Source organism: Arenibacter latericius DSM 15913 (genome assembly GCF_000424985.1).
In the GTDB taxonomy this organism is placed as follows: Bacteria; Bacteroidota; Bacteroidia; order Flavobacteriales; family Flavobacteriaceae; genus Arenibacter; species Arenibacter latericius.
Genome location: NZ_AUKX01000001.1, coordinates 118401 through 139891 on the forward strand (window position 1 = coordinate 118401; position 21491 = coordinate 139891).

A 21491-nucleotide genomic window follows, 5' to 3' on the forward strand; every position below is an offset into this window, starting at 1 on the left:
TCCACTTAATTTTTTTAGGCAGAAAACCTAAAAAAGATATCGTTCCTATCCCTAACGCAGTGAAAAATCATTAAATAAAATCAATAACCTATTTAAATTATTGACCTAATTATATGTATTGAAATTCCAATATCTCCAAATCAACACCTTAACTCATTATCAAATTAATCATCTGCAATATTAGGAGCCAGCCATTTACTAGCCTCTTCCACAGGGATATTTTTTCGGGCGGCAAAATCGGCCACCTGATCTTCCTTAATTTTTCCTAGTCCAAAATAACGCGCTTCTTCATTAGCAAAATAGTATCCACTAACACTAGCTGCAGGCCACATCGCCAAACTATCTGTTAATTTCACACCTATTTTTTCCTCTACCTGCAACAGTTCCCAAATGGTTAATTTCTCCAAATGGTCTGGACAGGCAGGGTAACCAGGGGCTGGTCTAATTCCTTTGTACGATTCTTTAATTAATTCATCATTAGTTAGCCCTTCATCGGAAGCATACCCCCAATGTACCATTCTCACTTCCCTATGTAAATATTCCGCAAAGGCTTCAGCAAACCTGTCTGCTAAGGCTTTCACCAAAATACTGTTATAATCGTCCAAATTCTCACGGTACTTATCGGCCAGCTCATCGGTACCAAATCCGGCAGTAACACAAAAACATCCTATATAATCTTCAATATCATTTTCTTTTGGCGCTATAAAATCGGCTAAAGCAATATTAGGTTTACCTACGTATTTTTTAGACTGTTGCCTAAGGGTTCTAAAAAAAGTTTTCTCGCCATTATGGGTCAATTCTATATCATCTTCATTAACCATATTAGCCGGAAACAGACCAAAAATCCCCTTAGCTTTAAAAAGCTTTTCATCCAAAATCTTATTCATCATAACCTTGGCATCAGCAAATAGCTCCTTCGCCTGTTTCCCAACTACCTCATCCTCCAAAATATTTGGGTACCTACCATGCAACTCCCAGCTTCTAAAGAAAGGAGACCAGTCAATATAGGGCACCAAATCCCTTAGATCCATATTTTCAATAACTTGAATGCCTAAATGATTAGGCTTCACAATAGTAGTATTATCCCAATCTACTTGATACTTGTTTGCCCTAGCAGCTTCTAATTTTATATACTCCCTACGCCTACCTCTTTTTAGGAAACTCTCCCTAAATTCAGCATAGTCCATTTTAATATCTTCCTTGTATTTGGCAGCACTATCTTTCTGCAAAAGATCTCCAACCACAGTCACCGCTCGCGAGGCATCGTTTACGTGTACCACCGCATTCTTATACTGAGGGTCTATTTTAACTGCTGTATGTGCCTTACTTGTTGTAGCCCCTCCAATTAATAAGGGAACGGTAAAGTTTTGTCGCTCCATCTCCTTGGCAAGGAATACCATCTCATCTAAAGAAGGAGTAATAAGGCCACTTAATCCAATGATATCTACCTTCTCTTCTTTGGCTGTTGCAATTATTTTTTCTGGCGGCACCATTACTCCAAGGTCAATAATTTCATAATTATTACAAGCCAAAACAACACTTACAATATTCTTTCCTATATCGTGTACATCCCCTTTTACGGTAGCCATTAAAACTTTCCCGACAGCGGTTTCCTCTCCTTCTGGAACCGGATTTTTTAATTTCTCTTCTTCAATAAATGGCAATAAATAAGCTACCGCCTTTTTCATTACTCGGGCCGATTTAACTACTTGAGGCAAGAACATTTTACCGCTTTGGAACAAGTCTCCAACCACGTTCATTCCTTTCATCAAATTCCCTTCAATAACTTGAATAGGTGCAGCAACGTTTAGTCTTGCTTCTTCAACGTCTTCTACAATAAATTGATCTATCCCCTTTACCAAGGCTCTGGTAATCCTATCTTGTAAAGGTTCTTCTCTCCAAGAGAGATCTATCTTATTTTCTTTGGCTTTCCCAACTACAGTTTCAGCAAAATCTAATAACCTTTCTGTGGCATCTTCCCTTCGGTTCAGCATTACATCCTCCACATGCTCTAAAAGGTCTTTAGGAATATTGTCATATATCTCCAACATACTGGGATTTACGATCCCTATATTCATACCTGCTTTTATGGCATGGTAAAGAAAAACCGAATGCATAGCCTCTCTAACTGGGTTGTTACCCCTAAAACTAAAGGATACATTACTCACCCCACCACTAACACTACAGTATGGCAAGTTTTCCTTTACCCAGGCTGTAGCCTTTATAAAGTCTAACGCATTAAGCTTATGCTCATCCATTCCTGTAGCTACTGGGAAAACGTTAAGATCAAAAATTATATCTTCAGGAGGAAAGTCAACTTTATTCACCAATATATCATAAGAACGCTTAGAAATTTCTATACGTCTCTCATAATTATCGGCCTGCCCTACTTCATCAAAAGCCATCACAATAACGGCGGCACCATAACGTCTAATTAGTTTTGCATGACGGATAAACTCTTCCTCTCCTTCTTTAAGGCTTATAGAGTTAACTACACATTTTCCCTGCACTACTTGCAGCCCAGCTTCTATAATTTCCCATTTAGAACTGTCTATCATTATGGGGACTCTAGCAATATCGGGTTCGGAAACAATAAGGTGTAAAAATTTCACCATGGCTTCCTTTCCATCAAGGAGGCCATCATCCATATTTACATCTAAAATCTGTGCTCCGTTTTCTACCTGTTCTCGAGCAATATCTAATGCTTCCTCAAACTTCTCTTCTTTAATAAGCCTGAGAAATTTTTTGGAACCAGCCACATTGGTACGCTCCCCTACATTAACAAAATTGCTGTCCGGAGTAATCACTAAAGGCTCTAACCCGGAGAGCTTTAAATATCTATCTGCATTTTTCTGCTCAGTATAGCCCATGTATTTTTATATAATGTGATTTTAAAATCGCAACTAGCGATTCAAAAATGATATTTTTAATAAATCCACATTCCCTCCAGAGAGGATAATGCCTATATGTTTATTTTTAAATAGTTCCTTCTCTCGTAATACGGCGGCAAAGGGAACAGCGCTCGAGGGTTCTATTATAATTTTCATTCGTTCCCAAATCAGCCTCATAGCATCTGTAATCTCTTCCTCATCCACTCTAATAATCTCTGATACTAAGGACTTTATAATAGGAAAATTAATATCGCCCAAATGGGTTCTTAAACCATCTGCTATGGTATTGGTGTTTGTATTATCCTCAATCTTCCCGCTCCTTAAAGACCTGTAAGCATCATCTACTGCAAATGGCTCCCCGCCTATCACCTCACAATCTTTTCCAAAATAATGGGCTGCAAGTGCGGTACCAGCAATAAGTCCGCCTCCACCAACAGGAGTCAATATACAATCTAAATCTGGGTAGTCTTCTAGCAACTCCAAAGCTGCGGTACCTTGACCAATAATAACATTTAAGTCATTAGAGGGATGTATAAATACAGCTCCCGTTTCCTTTACAATCTTGTTTGCTTCCCGTTCCCTAGCTTCTAAAGTAGGTTCAGAAATTACTATCCTTGCTCCATAGGCCTTAACGGCTTCTATTTTCACTGCCGGTGCACTGCTTGGCATAACAACATAGGCGGTAACCCCTAAATTATTTGCTGCCAATGCTAGAGCCTGACCGAAATTCCCTGAAGAATGGGTAACCACTCCTGCTTTTCTTTCTTCCTCTGTTAATTGCTGAATAGCATTAATGGCACCCCTCATTTTAAAGGCTCCCATTTTCTGAAGATTCTCACATTTGAAATATAGTTTTGCTCCAGCAATATCATCCAATAATCGGGACGTTAGCACCGGAGTTCTATGAACATACGGAGCCACGCGATTACCGGCCTCTAAAACCAATTCCTTAGTGGGTATCATTAGTTTAACGCTATCAAAGAGTTTAATGTTCTAGGACTATAATCCTTTACTATATCTGCCATTGCTGTAATGTGCTCTGGAGTAGTTCCACAACATCCCCCAACAATATTCACCAATTTCTTTTCTGCATATTCCTTAATCTGAGCGGCCATTTGCTCTGGAGTTTCATCGTATTCTCCAAATGCATTAGGCAACCCCGCGTTAGGGTGTGCCGATACAGCATGTTCTGTTTTAGTAGACAAAACTTCTAAATGAGGAACTAGCTGACTTGCTCCCAAGGCACAATTGAATCCTACTGATAAAATAGGAATGTGACTAATGGAGATTAAAAATGCTTCTGCAGTTTGCCCAGATAAAGTACGTCCAGAAGCATCGGTAATAGTTCCACTAACCATGATTGGAATAGTTATATTTCGTTCTTCCTTAACTTCTTCAATAGCAAATAATGCTGCCTTAGCATTTAGAGTATCAAATATCGTTTCCACCAGTAGTATATCACAACCACCGTCTATCAATGCTTCTACCTGCTGTTTGTACGCCACTCGTAGTGCATCAAAAGTTATTGCTCTATACCCAGGGTCATTTACATCTGGAGACATACTAGCAGTTTTGGTTGTAGGTCCTATACTGCCCGCAACAAATCGTGGCTTATGAGGTTCTTTTGCTGTAAATTCTTCGGCTACCTCTTTAGCTAATTTGGCCGACTCGTAATTTAGGTCATACACTAGCTCTTGCATTCCATAATCTGCCATACCTATTGTAGTACTACTAAACGTATTTGTTTCCACAATATCGGCTCCAGCCGCAAAATATTGACGGTGTATATCGGCAATAGTATCTGGCTGGGTAAGAGACAAAAGATCATTATTCCCTTGCACTGGACTTGGCCAATCCTTAAATCGGTCTCCTCTAAAGTCCTCCTCGGTAAACTTATGGCGCTGAATCATAGTACCCATAGCCCCATCCAAAATCAAAATCCGTTCTTTTAATACTTCCTGAATATTCTTCATCTACTTTATAAATATAATCGGCCCAAATGGCATCTAACTTAAAAATGAAATTCCCCCTATATTTCCTAAGAACTATAGAGAATATCCCACCATCTATTAATCATGGCATACACCATGTTAAAAATTGTATTGGAATAGTACGTAATCAAGTAAGGAAGAGTTTAGGGCAAAGGCCTTTCTTTCCGTTATCTATTCCGAATTTAAAACGGATACCATCGTCTTTCGTACGGATTAGAACGTAGCACCTTCTTTATACTTCCTAAAAGCTTGGGAAAAAACAAAGGGTTGCTAAGGCTTCATTGGGTCTAGTCCCTCCGCCTTTCTTGATAACGTTTTCAATTTGATAATGAACAAAGTACAAAGTAACGCAACAGTATCTGCAAAAACAAGCAAAGCCCTACTTTTTTTGACCCAGAGGGCTGTCAACTGAATCATAAAAATCCCGTTGAATTCTAAACATCCAACGGGATTAATTATATCTCTTAAAAGGATTTGTTACCTATTAAGTACAGGACCTAATTTGCTTAAGCAGTGATACTTTGGACGACTTCTTTTTTAGCCTCCTTTTTACTACCGTCAAATCCTTCTACTCCGCCAACGGTAGTATATTTCATAACATAACGTTTCCCTGGATTTATTTTTTGGTAGGCACTTTGGCACATAACTGCCGCCTCATGAAATCCAGAAAGAATTAATTTTAGTTTCCCAGGGTACGTATTCACATCACCTATGGCATACACACCGGCGATATTAGTCTGATAATCATAAGCATTGTTTACTTTAATAGCGTTCTTTTCTATCTCTAAGCCCCAATTCCCTATAGGCCCAAGTTTAGGTGACAACCCAAATAATGGAATAAAGTAATCTGTTTCCACATAAGATTCCCCTTTTCCTTCATCGTTGTGTTTTACCACCACAGCTTCTAGATTATCATCTCCATATAAACGAACCACCTCTGCCTGGGTAAATAATTTAATTTTCCCCAACTTGGCTAATTCAGAGGCTTTTTCAACCGAATCTAAAGCACCCCTAAATTCATTTCTTCTATGCACCAATGAAACTTCAGAAGCTACATCTGCCAAGAAGATAGCCCAATCTAATGCAGAATCCCCACCCCCAGAGATCACCACCTTTTTGTTGCGATAAACTTCAGGGTCTTTTATCATATAGACTACTCCTTTGTCTTCAAAATCAGCTAAATTAGAAATTAGGGGTTTCCTTGGCTCAAATGACCCCAATCCCCCGGCAATAACTACCACCGGAGCATGGTGTTTAGTTCCTTTATTGGTAGTAACTATAAAACTTCCGTCATCTAATTTCTCTAAAGTTTCTGCCCGCTCTGCAAGAGTAAATCCCGGCTCAAAAGGCTCAATCTGCTGCATTAAGTTCTCTACCAAATCTCCTGCTAATATCTCGGGAAATGCAGGGATATCATATATAGGTTTTTTAGGATAAATTTCTGCACATTGCCCTCCAGGTTGCGGTAGTGCATCTATAATATGTGTACGTAACTTTAACAATCCCGCTTCAAAAACGGTAAATAATCCTGTTGGCCCTGCTCCTATTATTAGAATATCTGTCTCTATCATTTTGCTATAATTAACTCTTGTTATATAAAAACCTTTTCGTGAACTAAATTCTTTTGATGTTGTGATCTACTTATTATATGCTCTGCATGTTCCATTACTATAGATCGATGTCTTACTACTTCCCCAATAATTATGATTGCCGGATTGCTTAATTCCTTTTTGGCCCCTACCTCTTGGATGGTGTCAATAGTCCCAATCCCTACCTTTTCGTTTTTACAAGTTCCGCTTTGTATTATAGCAATTGGAAGCTTGCATTTCCTCTCTCGTCTAAACAACGCTACTATCTCCGGAAGTTTACTCATCCCCATCAAAATTACTACCGTAGCACTAGACTTTGCCGCCAATGCCACATCAGTAGACAACTTATGATCTTTTGTCGTCCCAGTGATTACCCAAAAACTTTCGGAAGCCCCTCGCTTAGTAACAGGTATATTTTGCAAAGCCGGTACAGCCGTAGAGGAGGATATTCCTGGAACCATAGCTACTTCTAAACCATTGTTAGCAGCATATTCCATTTCTTCGGCTCCTCTTCCAAAAACAAAGGGATCACCACCTTTTAACCTCACCACATGTCCATGCGTTAGAGCCCTACTCACAATAAGTTCATTAATTTGATCTTGCTGATAGGCATAACACCCCTTCCTTTTCCCCACAAAAATATGCTCGGCATTAGGGGCGTATTCTAACAATGAGGTGTCTACTAGAGCATCATATAGAACAACATTAGCTGCCTTTAAAGCGTTTATTGCTTTTATTGTTATGAGTTCTACATCACCTGGACCAGCACCTACTACCGTTAATTTTGCAATACCTGTGGCACTTTCAACAGGCAAGGTGTTTGCACCTGCTATTCTTTCTATTTTACTTATCATAGTCTTAGGCTGTTGTTAGTTCCAATTGTCTATACGCTTCCACTCCATTTAAAAAAGCTTCAGCATCTTTTAAGTACGATTTCGCAAATGCTTCTGTAGGGGCATTTTCTTTTAGCTGAAGTACAGTTTTCTCAAATCCTTCCTCTAGCTTAAATTTCCCTGTGGCTACAAACAACCTATCAAAATCCTTGATAATACTGATATGTGTATTCACCTTGGTTTTTTCTGAGGTTAAAAGTGCTTTTGCCGTGTTTACCATAGAAGAATAAGAATGGTAGATACTTGCCGCCCATTTTTCCTCGTCCAAATTTAATTTTGCCGTTTCTAGTTTTTCCTGACTATCAAATAATAGCGTCGCTATTAAATCGATTACCACCCCTGCACATTCTCCTACACCAATAGCTTGCTTATATTTTTCCGTATTTCCCCAATCAATGAAATCTGAGGAGGTGAGGTCGTCCACATTAGACAAAGGCTTTAGAAAATCATAAAAATACATTTGTCCTTTTTCTTCATAATAATCCACGAAGGCCTGCCCTTCTCCATTTTTATCAAAATCATCTAATATTAAACGTAGCGCCTGGGGTCCACGTTTACTAGGTATTTTGATAACTTTATCTGCATATCGACCATTACCATTTCCTAGGTTTCCACCTCCCAATAATACCTGTAAAGCTGGAGCCACTAATTTATCTTTGGTTCTAATAGACATTCCTTGGAATCCTATATTGGCCATATTATGCTGCCCACAAGCATTCATACACCCACTTATTTTTATTACAACATCTGGATTATCAATGTAATGTGGATATTCTGCCTTTATCACTTGCTCCAATTTTTCGGCAATCCCCGTACTACTTGCAATTCCCAAGTTACAGGTATCGGTTCCAGGACAGGCGGTAATGTCTACTGCTGAATTATATCCAATCTCTACAAAACCAAGCTTTTTCAGTTCCTGATAAAAGAAAGGCAATAAAGACTCCTTTACATAGGGTATTAATATATTTTGACGCAATGTCATCCTAAACTCACCAGCTGCATATTTCTCCACTAAATCTGCTAACTGCCTTGCCTTATCTATATAAAAATCGCCCAGCAGAACTTTAATTCCGATCGCCACATAGCCCTTTTGTTTCTGTGGTACTATATTAGTTGATTTCCAAAGCTCAAAATTGTTTGGATCTTCTATAATCACCTCTGGAACCTCTACCTCCGGAATAGAAACTTTTGGATAGGAATCGGCGTCAATTTCATAGGTTTTAAATGGAATTGCTAATTGCTCTTCTTCTAGCAATTTTTTAAATCCGTCCAAACCAACATCCTTCAGTAAGAATTTCATTCTTGCCTTAGCTCTACTTTTACGTTCCCCGTAGCGATCAAAAACACGCACAACACCTTCCATTAAGGGAATAATCTGGTCTGCTGGTAAGAAAGAATACATTTCATCGGCATGCCTTGGTTGAGACCCTAAACCACCGCCCAACATCACTTTAAAGCCTCTTACACCATTTTCAATTTTAGCGATGAAGCCAAGATCGTGCATATAGGAAAGACCAGAATCAGCATCCGAAGCGGAAAAAGAGACCTTAAACTTTCTTCCCATTTCCTGACTTATAGGATTTCTTAAAAAGTACTGAAACAAGGCATGCGCATAAGGAGAAACATCAAAAGGTTCGTTTATATCTATACCTGCCGTTTCACTAGCCGTAACGTTACGTACAGTATTACCACAAGCTTCTCGGATAGTTATGGCATCCCTCTCTAACTGAGCCCATAGTTCTGGAGTACGATTAATATCCACATAATGAATTTGAATGTCTTGCCGAGTAGTGATATGCAAACGTCCAGTAGAATACTCCTCGGAAACCTCACAGATTCTTCTTAGCTGTTGGGAAGTGACTTTTCCATATGGTAATTTTATCCTAATCATTTGGACCCCTGGTTGCCTCTGGCCATAAATTCCCCTGGCTAAACGCAGACTACGGAATTTCTCCTCGTCTAGCTTTCCTCCATTAAATTCATGGATTTTTTCGGCTAGGGCGATGATGTCCTTTTCTACTACCGGATTTTCCAATTCTGTCCTGAAACTTTGCATGATCCTAAATTTATGTATTCAAATAATTAATATTTTCATTCGTATTGTTATCCTATAGACTTAATAGATTTATGAGACAACAACTTCAGCCTTAAGATTAGGCTTAGAGTAACAGTTACTCAATAAACCCTACTCCAGCTGTGTTATTGGTCTGATTATCTATAAGGATAAAAGAGCCATTCGTACGGTGCTCCTTAAAAGTATCGTAGAAAATAGGCTTGTTCAATCTAAATGTTACCTGCGCAATATCATTCATTGCCAAACCACTTACCTCAGTATCTACACCCGAATAGTCAGGCTTTATTTTGTGATGGATATTCTCTACTTTGGCCAATACTTTATTCACTCCATGTTGTAGCACATATTTATTTCCTAGGCTTAAATTTTGGGAATCCATCCAAGAAACTGTTGCGGTAAATTGCTTATCTATAGTTGGTAAATCACCCACTTTCACTAACATATCTCCCCTACTCACATTCACCTCATCTTCTAAGGTTATGGTTACGGACGATCTTCTTGTAGCGGTTTGGTACTTCTTATCATAAAAGTAAATCTCCTTTATTTTAGATCTAGTCATAGATGGTAGTACTACAACTTCATCCCCTACGCTTAATTCACCTCCATAAACCTTTCCCGCAAAGCCTCTAAAATCATGAAATTCCTCTGTTTTAGGTCTTATTACGTATTGTACAGGAAATCTTGGCGTACCAATATTATAAACATCATCCTTATCCAAGGCTTCAAAATGCTCCAACAGCGTCTGCCCCTTGTACCATGGCATATTAGTAGAAGGATTTACCACATTATCACCTTTAAGAGCACTAACAGGAATAAAAGTAATTTTCTGATCCTGATAATCACGTTTCCCCATCAACTCTTCAAAATCGGACTTAATTTCCTGGTAGCGTTCCTCTGAAAAATCTACCAAATCCATTTTATTTATGGCAACAATGACCTCTTTTATCCTAAGCAAGTTATTTATAAAGAAGTGTCTGTTAGTCTGATCTATCACTCCTTTACGTGCATCTATCAAAATAATTGCCGCTTGGGAAGTAGAGGCACCAGTAACCATGTTCCTAGTGTATTCCAAATGACCAGGAGTATCGGCTATAATATAACTCTTATTAGGAGTAGAAAAATAGATATGGGCAACATCAATAGTAATTCCCTGCTCCCTTTCTGCCACCAAACCATCGGTCACTAAGGAGAAATCTAAATAATCATAACCTTTTTGTTTACTAGTTTTTTCTATAGCCTCTAACTTATCGTCAGTAAGCGATTTTGTATCGTACAACAGACGCCCAATAAGGGTACTTTTCCCGTCATCTACACTTCCTGCTGTTGCTATTTTTAGTACTTCCATTTTTATTTCTTAAGTAATGAATAGTTAGTTTTAAATATTAAGAGACTTTTAAAAGTATCCTTGCTGCTTTCTTTTTTCCATGGCAGCTTCGGATCGCTTATCATCTATCCTAGCCCCTCTTTCCGAAATCTTAGATTCTCTTATCTCTCCTACCACTTTTTCTATAGTATCAGCATCGGAGAGTACTGCAGCAGTACAACTCATGTCACCCACTGTTCTAAAACGCACTATTCTTTCTTCTACCAATTCATCCTCGGCACGAAAAACTACATCATCCTCTGCAGACCAAATAAAGCCATCCCTTAAAAACACTTTCCTTTTATGGGCAAAATATATCGATGGGATCTCTATACTTTCTTTTTGAATATAGCTCCACACATCCAATTCTGTCCAGTTGCTAATAGGAAAGACTCTAACATTCTGCCCCAATTCAATTTGCCCATTCAGCATATCGAAAACTTCTGGCCGTTGGTTTTTTTCATCCCATTGCCCAAAATCATCACGAACAGAAAATATACGTTCTTTAGCACGGGCTTTCTCTTCATCCCTTCTAGCGCCACCAATACAAGCATCAAACTTAAACTCTTCTATAGCATCTAATAAAGTGGTTGTTTGCAGCGTATTCCTACTAGCATACTTTCCTGATTCTTCTACTACTTTTCCTTGATCTATGGAATCTTGTACATTTCTCACTATCAATTCTAGGTCTAGCTCTTTTACCAATTTATCTCTAAAGGCTATAGTTTCAGGGAAATTATGTCCTGTATCTATATGCATTAAAGGAAATGGGATTTTGGCAGGATAAAACGCTTTTTGCGCCAGTCTTACCAAGGTAATGGAATCCTTACCGCCTGAAAAAAGAAGAACAGGCCTTTCAAATTGAGCTGCCACCTCTCTAAAAATATAGATCGCCTCATTCTCCAAGTCGTTATTTCTAAGTGCTCCATGCACCTTTGATTGCTCAACGTCTATTACTGTGTCCAAATCTGATTCTATTATGCTCAAAATAGTATTGTTAATTGTTTGATTCTAATTCTTAAAATATATACATCCAAGGTTTCATTTATCCTTAGGTATGCAATCCACACTCCCTATGTTCTAACACCTTAGTTGGGTCAAAATACGTATGTTCATTGGGTAGGTTTCTTACATTTAAATACCCATCTAATTGAACATCGCTATAATGATAAAACGGGCTAACTTTTAAAACCCCATCCTTACTAAGGCTTAGGATATCCAAGGAATCTCTAAGAGCGGTCTGCCCCTTCCTTAGATTAGTAAACCAAACATCGGGCTTATACTCTTCCATTGCCCTTTTAAAAGGCTCTAGTTTCACTTGTTCAGTAAAAAGTGAATGTCTGGGATCATCTATTCCAGGAATTCCCATTACGGCATCTCTATGTGCCGATGTTTGTTTTGGCACATATAATTTTATATTCAATTGTAGCCTATCTATCAATTCCTCAGCATGCCTATAAGTTTGCGGGGTATTATACCCCGTATCACACCAAATTACCGGTATATTAGCATCCACCTCAGTAACAGCGTTAAGAATAGCCACCTCGTAAGGCCTAAAATTAGTAGTTACTACAGGCCTTTCTGCGTATTGTATGGCCCATGAAATAATCTCTGCTGGCGGTATGCCCTTAAATTGCAGATTTAAATTATGTAGTTGTTCCTCTGTAAATGCCATGCTCTAATTGTTTTAACCCTTATTTTCTTTTCATTATTACTTTCCCCATTGGATTTTGTTCCACATTCTTTCATGAAAAAAATACAATATCATCTTAGTAAAAAGTTCAACCACTCCTATAGAAAATGCTACCGTTAGTTCCCCTGTAACTATCCAAGAGATTAACATGGTATCTAAAGTTCCTATTACCCTCCAACTAACGGACTTTACAATACTCCGCTTTGGATTTTCAGATCTCTTATCTGCTTTATAACTTTTTGAAACCGACTTACTATTGGCTATTAATTGTTCTGCAATCATGTGCAAAAAAGTATTTCTTATTATCCTATCGATTTAATAGAGTAAGCAAATGTAAAATTATTTTTATAATGAAAAACTAAAAAGGGAAAAAAAATTCCAATTACCCTATAGTTTTAGTAGATTAATAGAATTTAGATACAGAAATTATAGATTTAGCACCACAATAATGGAATTAAACCTTAATCATCTAAAAATAAAACACATATAGGAGTGCCTAATTATGGCACTAGATCAGCTAGGGTATTGTTTTTATACACTTCTAAGGCACTATCCCTTACCTGAAGCATTAACATATGCACGGAACAACTTGCCTCATCTGGACAGTCGTCGCATTTTTCGTAGAAATTTAAGCTAACACAAGGGACCATTGCTATAGGACCTTCCAAAACCCGCATTACTACGGTCATAGGAATATCTTTAGGCTCCTTAATAAGATAGTATCCCCCACCCTTTCCTTTTTTTGAACCAAGGATGCCCGACTTTCTAAGAGTAAGAAGAATACTCTCCAAAAATTTTCTCGAAATATTTTCTTGTTTCGCTATTTCTGAAATTTGCACGGGCTGACGTCCTTTTTGTGACGCAAGAAACGTAAGGGCCTTTAATCCGTATTTAGTTTTTTTGGAAAGCATGGAGCGAAGATAAGGAAAATTGGATATTTAAGGTGTAAAAATTTAAACCCTAGAATATACAACATTCCTTATCGTTTACAACGCAATTAACTAGCCAACGCTTGTTTAATATCGGCAATAATATCATCTATATGCTCTAGACCTACAGACACCCTAACCATTCCATCTGTAATCCCGGTCGCCATTCTATCTTCTGAAGATAATTTGCTATGGGTGGTAGATGCTGGATGAGTAACTATACTTCTAGCATCTCCTAGGTTAGCAGACAAAGAAAGCATTTTTATAGCATCAAAGAATTTACGTCCGGCAGCTACTCCACCATCCACTTCAAATGCCACTACACAACCCCCGGCCTTCATCTGCCGTTTGGCAACTTCATGCTGAGGATGCGATTTTAGAAAGGGGTATTTTACCCAATTTACTCTAGGATGCCCCTCTAAGTACTCCGCTAATTTTAGCGCGTTCTCACAATGTTTGTCTACCCTAAGAGAAAGAGTTTCCAAACTTTTAGAGAGCACCCAAGCATTAAAAGGTGATAAAGAGGGACCTGTAATTCTTGAAAAGCGGTATATTTTATCGATTAGCGCTGCACTCCCTACTGTAATTCCTGCCAATACTCTACCTTGACCATCCATCAATTTAGTTCCGGAATGGATTACTAAATCTGCACCAAATTTTATAGGCTGTTGCAAATAAGGCGAAGCAAAACAATTATCAACTATAAAAATTAGATTATGTTTCTTAGCAATCTGCCCCAATAACTCTAAGTCTAATACATCTACTCCTGGATTAGTTGGTGTTTCGGCAAATAGAATTTTAGTATTAGAAGTTACTAACTCTTCAATCTTATCTAGTTCATCTATTTGAAAGTAACTATGGTCTACATTCCATTTAGGAAATACCTGAGCAAACAGGCTATGGGTAGATCCAAAGATATTTCTAGAGGAAATAATATGATCCCCACTATCTAATAAAGCTGCAAAGGTAGAGAATACCGCTGCCATCCCCGAGGCAAAGGCAAAACCGTTTTCCGCACCTTCCATTTTGCAAACTTTATTGACAAATTCAGTGGAATTTGGGTTCCCATATCTAGAGTATATATCACGATCTTTTTCTTCTGCAAAAGAGGCTCGCATATCCTCGGCGTCTTCAAACACAAAACTAGAGGTTAGATAAAGAGGGGTTGAATGCTCCAAAAACTGACTCCTTTCTGTTTGTGTCCTTATTGCCTCTGTTTCAAATTTATGTTGATCAGCCATAATTTTATTTTTATTCTTTTATCAATACTATTATCCAATCTTTTATACTCGCTAAGACTAAAAATCACTATACTACCTAGATAGCGAAGAAAACAATTAATTACGGAGTCGAAGCCATAATTCAAATATCTTCGCAGCAATTGTTACCCGATTTGGACTACGCCTCCCTATCTGAAGACAAGCTCAATCTCCTTATATCACGGAGGAGTTTACCTACACCAAGAAAACCATGTCAATATCACATTCAACTACCCCTTATCTGCTATTCGCAATATATCTCCGAAAACACCCCTGGCGGTAACGGCCGCACCTGCACCGGCACCCTGTATTACCAATGGGTTTTCTCCATAAGATTCAGTATAAATTTCAATGATAGAATCAGATCCTTTAATCTGCCCCAAGGCACTCTCCTTAGGAACAGAAATTAATTTCACTTCTAAATTCCCTTTTTCTTTTTGTAAGTCACCGGAAAGATCTCCCACATATCGCAATACATGTCCTGGCTTTTGAGCTTCTTTAATAGCTCTGAATTTTTCATCTAAAACCGATAACTCATCTAGAAAATTATTCACAGATCCCTTTTGCAAGGCTTCTGGTATAAGATTTTCAATATTTATATCGGAAAACTCATTGCTTAAGTCCAGCTCCCTCGCTAATATCAACAACTTTCTACCTACGTCATTCCCAGAAAGGTCTTCTCGTGGATCTGGCTCCGTAAACCCTTGCTCCATTGCTTCCTTTAAAATAGTAGAAAACAATGCATCTTTTTCTGAAAAAGTATTAAATATAAAACTCAAAGATCCAGAGAACACGCCTTTTATTCCAGTGATATTCTCACCAGATAGATGTAACAATTTAATTGTATCAATCAGTGGCAATCCTGCACCCACATTGGTCTCATACAAATATTGTTTTTGATTTTTATCCAACTCTTCCCTCAGTTGCTGATAGTAATCAAAACTAAGCGTATTCGCTATTTTATTAGAAGAGACCAAATCAAATCCATTCTTCACCAACTCCACGTATGAGCCTACAAAATCTTCATTAGCGGTATTATCCACTGCAATAAGATTCTCTAAATGATTATCCTTAGCGTATTTAATAACGTCCACTAATTTATAAGGCACCGCCTTAGATTCCATAGAAGCCTTCCAATGTTTGGAAACCCCTTTTTTGTTTAGTAAAACTTTTTGGGAATTAGCTACAGCGAAAATATTAAGGTGAATTCCCTTTCTCTTCTCTATAGATTTATTAGATCTTAATATTTGATCTATAAGGGTACCTCCCACTGTTCCATGACCAAAGATTGCAATATTCACTTTTTTACTTATTCCAAAAATCTGACCATGCATTACATTTAATGCTTTATGCAAATCTGTTTTCTTAACTACTAAACTCACGTTTTTCCCGGAAATAGTATTGTTGAAAAGAAGGGGTACTATTTGATTTTTAATCAAGGAATTATAAGGCTTATGGAAGGTGCTTAAATCCTGCCCCACAATGGAAATCACAGAAACCTGATCTACCAAAGTAATATTATTTATATCCTGACGCTTGAAATCGGTTTGAAACTCCTCTTCTAAGGACGACTTTGCTAAGGCGGCGTTTTTAGCATCCACTACCAAACCTATTCCCCTTTCAGATGATCCCTGTGAAATAATACTAACACTGATGTTATTATTCCCCAAAGTCTTAAAAATACGGGCATCTACCCCAACTTTACCTAAAAGACCACGTCCTTCTAAATTAATCATCGCCATGTTTTCTATAACAGACAAGGACTTTATACCATCCTTACTTGTTTTAGCGCTGATTAAAGTTCCCTCAGTATCATTATTAAAAGTATTAAGAATCCTGAGTGGAATATTTTTCTCGATTAACGGGATAATCGTTTTAGCATGTAGAATAGTGGCACCAAAATTGGCAAGCTCATTGGCTTCTCCATAGGAAAGCTGTTCTATGCGTTGCGCTTCGGCCACCAAATCGGGGTTAGCAGTAAAAATCCCATCTACATGGGTATAATTCTGCAATTCTTCCGCATTTAAATAATTGGCCAATAAAGCAGCAGAATAGTTACTTCCGTTTCTTCCTAAGGTAGTAGTTTCATTAAGTTCGTTAGAACCAATAAAGCCGGTTGCAATAAACACCGTGTCCCCATCCTGTTCCGCAAATTCACGCACAACATTTTCTTTAGACAGCGAGTCAAGTACTTTTGCTTCCCCAAAATTGCTATCGGTCTTTATTAACTTACGGGTATCCACAAATCTTGCTTTAATCCCTTTATCTAATAAGATTTGAGTCAATAATTTGGCCGATAAAATTTCACCATAGGCCAAGACCTGATCTTTTATTTTTAAGCTGTAGTCACCCAAAATTGCCACACCTTCAAACAATTTCTTCAATCCCTTTATTTCTGCAGAAGTGTCTATGTTGTTAAACTGATGCTTTTGATACTTCTCAAACTCCTTTAAATCTTTACTATAATCTACCCCTCTAGCAGCCTTATCCAAGATGCTTTCTAATTCATCTGTAGCTTTATTTCTAGCAGAGACCACTACAGCCATATGTTCACCTGCGGCAACTTTTCCAGAGATAATTCGCACAACGGAATCTAATCCCTCTCCATTTGCCAAGGATTTACCCCCAAACTTCAGCACTTTAATCTTTTTGGCCCTACCGTTTAAATCAAAGATTCCTTTTAGCAGTGCTTCCATCTGCTTAAATTCAATTAAAAACGCATCGTGACCATGAAGAGACTGAATTTCACCATAGGTTACATTACTATTGGCTTGTGCTAATTTTTTAAAGGTGTCCTTATTCTCCTTTGCCGTAAAAAACAAATCAGAATCTACACCAATAATATGAATATTAGTATTGCTATTTTGTAATGCTTCAAAAGCTTCCTCCCCATTCCTAGTAATATCTATGGTCTTCAGCAATTGGTTCATTAATTTGTAAGCAGATAGCTGAAAACGCTCTTGTAATTTATTACCATGATGCGTTAACCAACTCTCCACATTAAATACGTTTAGCTCCTCATTGGTACTCCTTTTAAATCGTTCTTTAAAAGATTCTGGGGTTCTATAACATAACATAGCATGCATACGAGCATCATGTACCGGTTGCTTTGAATTTACCAAAAAGCGTTCCTGTATTTGGCAGTTACCAATTAACCAATCGGTAGATTTCCAATCAGATGCTACTGGAATTAAGTGTTCTATTAAATTGGGATCAAGAGCTGCCATCTCCCAGGCAATCCCTCCCCCTAAAGAACCACCAATTAGCGCATAAAGCTTATCTATTTTAAGCGCTTCTAAGCCTTGAAGAAAGATTTTGGCTATATCTCGCGCTACAAATTCCTTATAATTATCTATAACAAATCCGTCATAACCGTTCCCAGGAATATTAAAGGATATTATAGTATATTTTTCAGTATTAATACATTTACCGTCTCCGATAAGGGTTTTCCACCAACCTTGCTCTCCCGCTACATTGGAATTACCGGTTAAGGCATGGTTAACCATAATTATTGGAGCTGTATGCAATGGGAGCCCAAATAATTCGTAAGACAGATTAATATCCAATTTATATCCGCTATCGGTAACGTAATCCTGAATCGAAAGTTGATGTAGCATAAACAAAGGTTGAAAGTAAATTTCTTATTAAAGTAATTTGGAAGTTTCTAAAATTAGGGAGCGTTTTGCCGTTAGTATTTTACTTAAACGCTCCCTAGCTTCCATTTTGATTATATTTTATTTCGGATGGTTAAATTGTTAGGCCAAGTGCGATTTATCGATAACCGCAAATGCCTGATCTAAATCCGCTTTTATGTCTTCTAAATCTTCTAATCCTACACATATACGTATCAAATCTTTGGTTACCCCTGTGGTCTCTTGGGCATTGTCATCCAATTGCTGATGTGTAGTACTTGCTGGATGGATTATTAAAGACTTAGTATCTCCAATATTTGCTAGAAGAGAAAATAGTTTTGTCTCGTCCACAACTTTCTTGGCCGACTCATATCCTCCTTTTAATCCGAAAGTAACAATACCACTTTGTCCATTAGGCAAGTAGCTTTGTGCAAGTTTGTAGTAAGGACTAGATGGCAATCCTGGATAATTCACCCAAGCTACTTCTTCTCTATCCTGAAGCCATTCTGCAACTGCCAAGGCATTTTCACTATGTGTTTTCATTCTGATTTCTAGCGTTTCCAAACCTTGTATAATTTGGAATGCGTTGAATGGACTTAAGGAAGCACCAAGGTCCCTTAACCCTTCTATTCTAACCTTAGCTATAAATGCTGCCGCACCCAACACGTCATGATACACCAACCCATGATATCCCGGAGAAGGCTCTGTAAACTCTGGAAATTTACCACTACTCCAATCAAAAGTTCCTGCATCTATAATCACTCCCCCCATGGATGTTCCATTTCCGTTAATGTATTTTGTAAGGGAATGGATTACTATATCAGCACCATGTTCTATTGGTTTTACCAAAGCAGTTGTAGCTACGGTATTATCTACAATAAACGGGATTTTAGCATTTTTTGCTACGCTAGATATCGCTTTTAAGTCTAAAACATCCAATTTAGGATTCCCTAAAGACTCCACGAAAATAGCACGGGTATTCTCTTTTATCGCTTTACTAAAGTTCTCTTTATCTCCTGGTTCTACGAAAGTAGTTGTAATCCCAAATCTAGGTAGCGTAACTGCCAATAGGTTATATGTACCACCGTATAGACTACTAGATGCAACAATATGATCGCCCGTCTTTAACAACACTAATAATGCGGTTGAAATAGCAGCAGTACCAGATGCAGTTACTACACTACCGATTCCTCCTTCTAAAGCAGCTAAACGCTTTTCTAAGATATCATTGGTAGGATTATTTAATCTTGTATAAATATACCCTGGTTGAGAAAGATTAAACCTACCAGCTGCATGGTCTGTATCATCAAACACATAGGCAGTATTCTGGTAAATAGGAACCGCTCTAGTTCCTTCGGTTAATTTGGTATCGTGACCAGCGTGTAGCGCGTTAGTAGCAAATTTTTGATTACTCATGATTCTTTTGTTTTTATTAAATTATTAATTTATCAAATAAAAATCCAAAGCCAATAAGACGGACAATGCCTTATTATAAAAATCAAAGAGTTAAAAAGAAAGTCAATTACAGGAGTAATTGTTTGTGTTATCTGCCTTTGCTATATTAGAAACGTTTAGGAATCTAATTATTAGCTGCGGTAGAATGTAGCACCTTCATTGACATGGGGGTCAAAGGGTTGCTAAGGTTTCAAAGGGTCTATTCCCTCCACCTTTCTTGATAACAATTCAATAAGTGCTTGAACTTTAGTTATACAAATATAGTTACGGAAAACTTTATTTCCCTACTATTTACAGAAAATTATAAATTAAACGCCTTTTTCACCTCGTCCAAAGCGTCTAGTTTCTCCCACGTAAACAATTCCACTTCCTTTTCTACTCTTCCATTATACGGTGACTCGTACACTTTAGTAACTTTTTGAGGTTCTCTCCCCATATGTCCATAGGCTGCGGTTTCCAAATAAATTGGATTTCTCAGCTTTAAACGCTCTTCTATAGCAAAGGGACGCATATCGAACAAATGCGCAACTTTCTTAGCAATTTCCCCATCGCTAAGATTTACCTTAGACGTACCATAAGTGTCCACCAATATAGAGGTAGGCTCTACCACCCCTATGGCGTAGCTCACTTGTAGTAACAGCTCATCGGCAACTCCAGCAGCAACTAAATTCTTGGCTGCATGTCTTGCTGCATAGGCAGCACTTCTATCTACCTTACTTGGATCTTTTCCACTAAACGCACCCCCACCATGGGCACCTTTCCCTCCATAAGTATCCACAATAATTTTCCTTCCTGTAAGCCCGGTATCTCCATGTGGACCACCTATTACAAATTTTCCGGTTGGATTTATGTGAAATTTAATATCATCATTAAAAAGCAACTGAATATCTTCTGGTATTTGTTCTTTTACCCTCGGAATTAAAATAGAAACTATGTCTTCTTTAATTTTAGCCAACATTACCGAATCGTCCTCGTCAAATTCATCATGTTGGGTAGAAACCACAATGGTATCTATTTTCTGAGGCACGTTTTCATCAGAATATTCAATAGTCACCTGTGCTTTAGCATCGGGGCGCAAATAGCTAATTTTTGTTCCTTCCCGTCTTAACTCTGCCAAAACCTGCAAAATTTTATGAGAAATATCCAAAGCTAAAGGCATATAATTATCGGTTTCCCTAGTAGCGTAGCCAAACATCATCCCCTGGTCACCAGCACCTTGATCTTCTTTTTCACCTCTATCTACACCTTGGTTGATATCTTGAGATTGTTCATGAATTAAGGAAATAACCCCACATGAGTCACCACTAAACTTATATTCCCCGTTGGTATAACCTATCTTGTTAATTACGTCTCTAGCAATCTGCTGAACGTCTAAGTAGGTGCGACTCTTAACTTCCCCGGCCAGTACTACTTGCCCAGTGGTTACTAAGGTCTCACAAGCAACTTTGCTGTCGGGATCGAAGGCCAAAAAATTATCTAAAAGTGCATCACTTACCTGGTCTGCAATTTTATCGGGATGTCCCTCACTAACGGATTCTGAAGTAAATAAATATGCCATATTCGTTCTATATAACTAATAAAGGCAAGGATCTGATGAATTCTAGAGAAGAGTAGCTGTCAGCGTTGTAAAAACAACGAACAACATAAACTGCTTTAGCATTTTGTTAGACCAAAATTAGTATTGGTCTATAGAGGTTGCAATCAGTCAAATCCTTCCTCCTA

The 21491-nt window shown here is 38.0% G+C and carries 15 protein-coding genes and 2 riboswitches; all 15 genes read right to left on the bottom strand.

Translation table 11 applies throughout. The annotated features are described in order from the left end of the window. Positions 1-164: 164 nt before the first annotated feature. The 15 genes from metH to metK all read right to left on the bottom strand — a co-directional run bounded on the left by metH (position 165) and on the right by metK (position 21327). A complete protein-coding gene (gene metH, locus H344_RS19480; protein WP_084148710.1) occupies positions 165-2870 on the bottom strand; it encodes a methionine synthase in 2706 nt (901 codons plus the stop codon). Positions 2871-2903: 33 nt separating this feature from the next. Next, a complete protein-coding gene (locus H344_RS0100510) occupies positions 2904-3854 on the bottom strand; it encodes a threonine ammonia-lyase (RefSeq protein WP_051253988.1) in 951 nt (316 codons plus the stop codon). Beyond that, on the bottom strand, positions 3854-4864 hold the full coding sequence (locus H344_RS0100515; protein WP_026808489.1) for a homocysteine S-methyltransferase family protein: 1011 nt from the start codon (positions 4862-4864) through the stop codon (positions 3854-3856). Before H344_RS0100515 ends, H344_RS0100510 begins: the two co-directional genes overlap by 1 nt. A gap of 182 nt (positions 4865-5046) precedes the next feature. Continuing rightward, positions 5047-5197: riboswitch (SAM riboswitch) on the bottom strand. A gap of 191 nt (positions 5198-5388) precedes the next feature. Next, a complete protein-coding gene (locus H344_RS0100525; protein WP_026808490.1) occupies positions 5389-6453 on the bottom strand; it encodes an NAD(P)/FAD-dependent oxidoreductase in 1065 nt (354 codons plus the stop codon). A gap of 20 nt (positions 6454-6473) precedes the next feature. Continuing rightward, complete coding sequence (gene cobA, locus H344_RS0100530; protein WP_084148711.1) at positions 6474-7325, bottom strand: uroporphyrinogen-III C-methyltransferase; 852 nt, start codon at positions 7323-7325, stop codon at positions 6474-6476. Between the two features lie 4 nt (positions 7326-7329). Then, the gene (locus H344_RS0100535; protein WP_026808492.1) at positions 7330-9420 is read right to left on the bottom strand and encodes a HEPN domain-containing protein; all 2091 of its coding nucleotides are present in this window, start codon (positions 9418-9420) and stop codon (positions 7330-7332) included. A 115-nt stretch (positions 9421-9535) separates the two neighbouring features. After that, complete coding sequence (locus H344_RS0100540) at positions 9536-10783, bottom strand: sulfate adenylyltransferase subunit 1 (protein ID WP_026808493.1); 1248 nt, start codon at positions 10781-10783, stop codon at positions 9536-9538. A 48-nt stretch (positions 10784-10831) separates the two neighbouring features. Next, the gene (gene cysD, locus H344_RS0100545) at positions 10832-11734 is read right to left on the bottom strand and encodes a sulfate adenylyltransferase subunit CysD (RefSeq protein WP_026808494.1); all 903 of its coding nucleotides are present in this window, start codon (positions 11732-11734) and stop codon (positions 10832-10834) included. Positions 11735-11852: 118 nt separating this feature from the next. Further along, on the bottom strand, positions 11853-12476 hold the full coding sequence (locus tag H344_RS0100550) for a phosphoadenosine phosphosulfate reductase domain-containing protein (protein ID WP_026808495.1): 624 nt from the start codon (positions 12474-12476) through the stop codon (positions 11853-11855). Positions 12477-12512: 36 nt separating this feature from the next. After that, positions 12513-12776, bottom strand: coding sequence for a DUF2061 domain-containing protein (locus tag H344_RS0100555; RefSeq protein ID WP_026808496.1), 264 nt, complete (start codon positions 12774-12776; stop codon positions 12513-12515). Positions 12777-12994: 218 nt separating this feature from the next. Further along, positions 12995-13405: an RrF2 family transcriptional regulator gene (locus tag H344_RS0100560; RefSeq protein ID WP_026808497.1), complete on the bottom strand. Its 411-nt coding sequence runs from the start codon at positions 13403-13405 to the stop codon at positions 12995-12997. 86 nt (positions 13406-13491) lie between these two features. Beyond that, the gene (locus H344_RS0100565) at positions 13492-14664 is read right to left on the bottom strand and encodes a trans-sulfuration enzyme family protein (RefSeq protein WP_026808498.1); all 1173 of its coding nucleotides are present in this window, start codon (positions 14662-14664) and stop codon (positions 13492-13494) included. A 248-nt stretch (positions 14665-14912) separates the two neighbouring features. Next, positions 14913-18299: a bifunctional aspartate kinase/homoserine dehydrogenase I gene (gene thrA / locus H344_RS0100570; protein WP_026808499.1), complete on the bottom strand. Its 3387-nt coding sequence runs from the start codon at positions 18297-18299 to the stop codon at positions 14913-14915. Between the two features lie 138 nt (positions 18300-18437). After that, complete coding sequence (locus H344_RS0100575; RefSeq protein ID WP_026808500.1) at positions 18438-19730, bottom strand: O-acetylhomoserine aminocarboxypropyltransferase/cysteine synthase family protein; 1293 nt, start codon at positions 19728-19730, stop codon at positions 18438-18440. Positions 19731-19897: 167 nt separating this feature from the next. Then, positions 19898-19996, bottom strand: a riboswitch (SAM riboswitch). 74 nt (positions 19997-20070) lie between these two features. Continuing rightward, positions 20071-21327 carry a methionine adenosyltransferase gene (gene metK / locus H344_RS0100580; protein ID WP_026808501.1) on the bottom strand — a complete coding sequence of 419 codons (1257 nt, stop codon included), beginning with the start codon at positions 21325-21327 and terminating at the stop codon, positions 20071-20073. Positions 21328-21491: the final 164 nt, after the last annotated feature.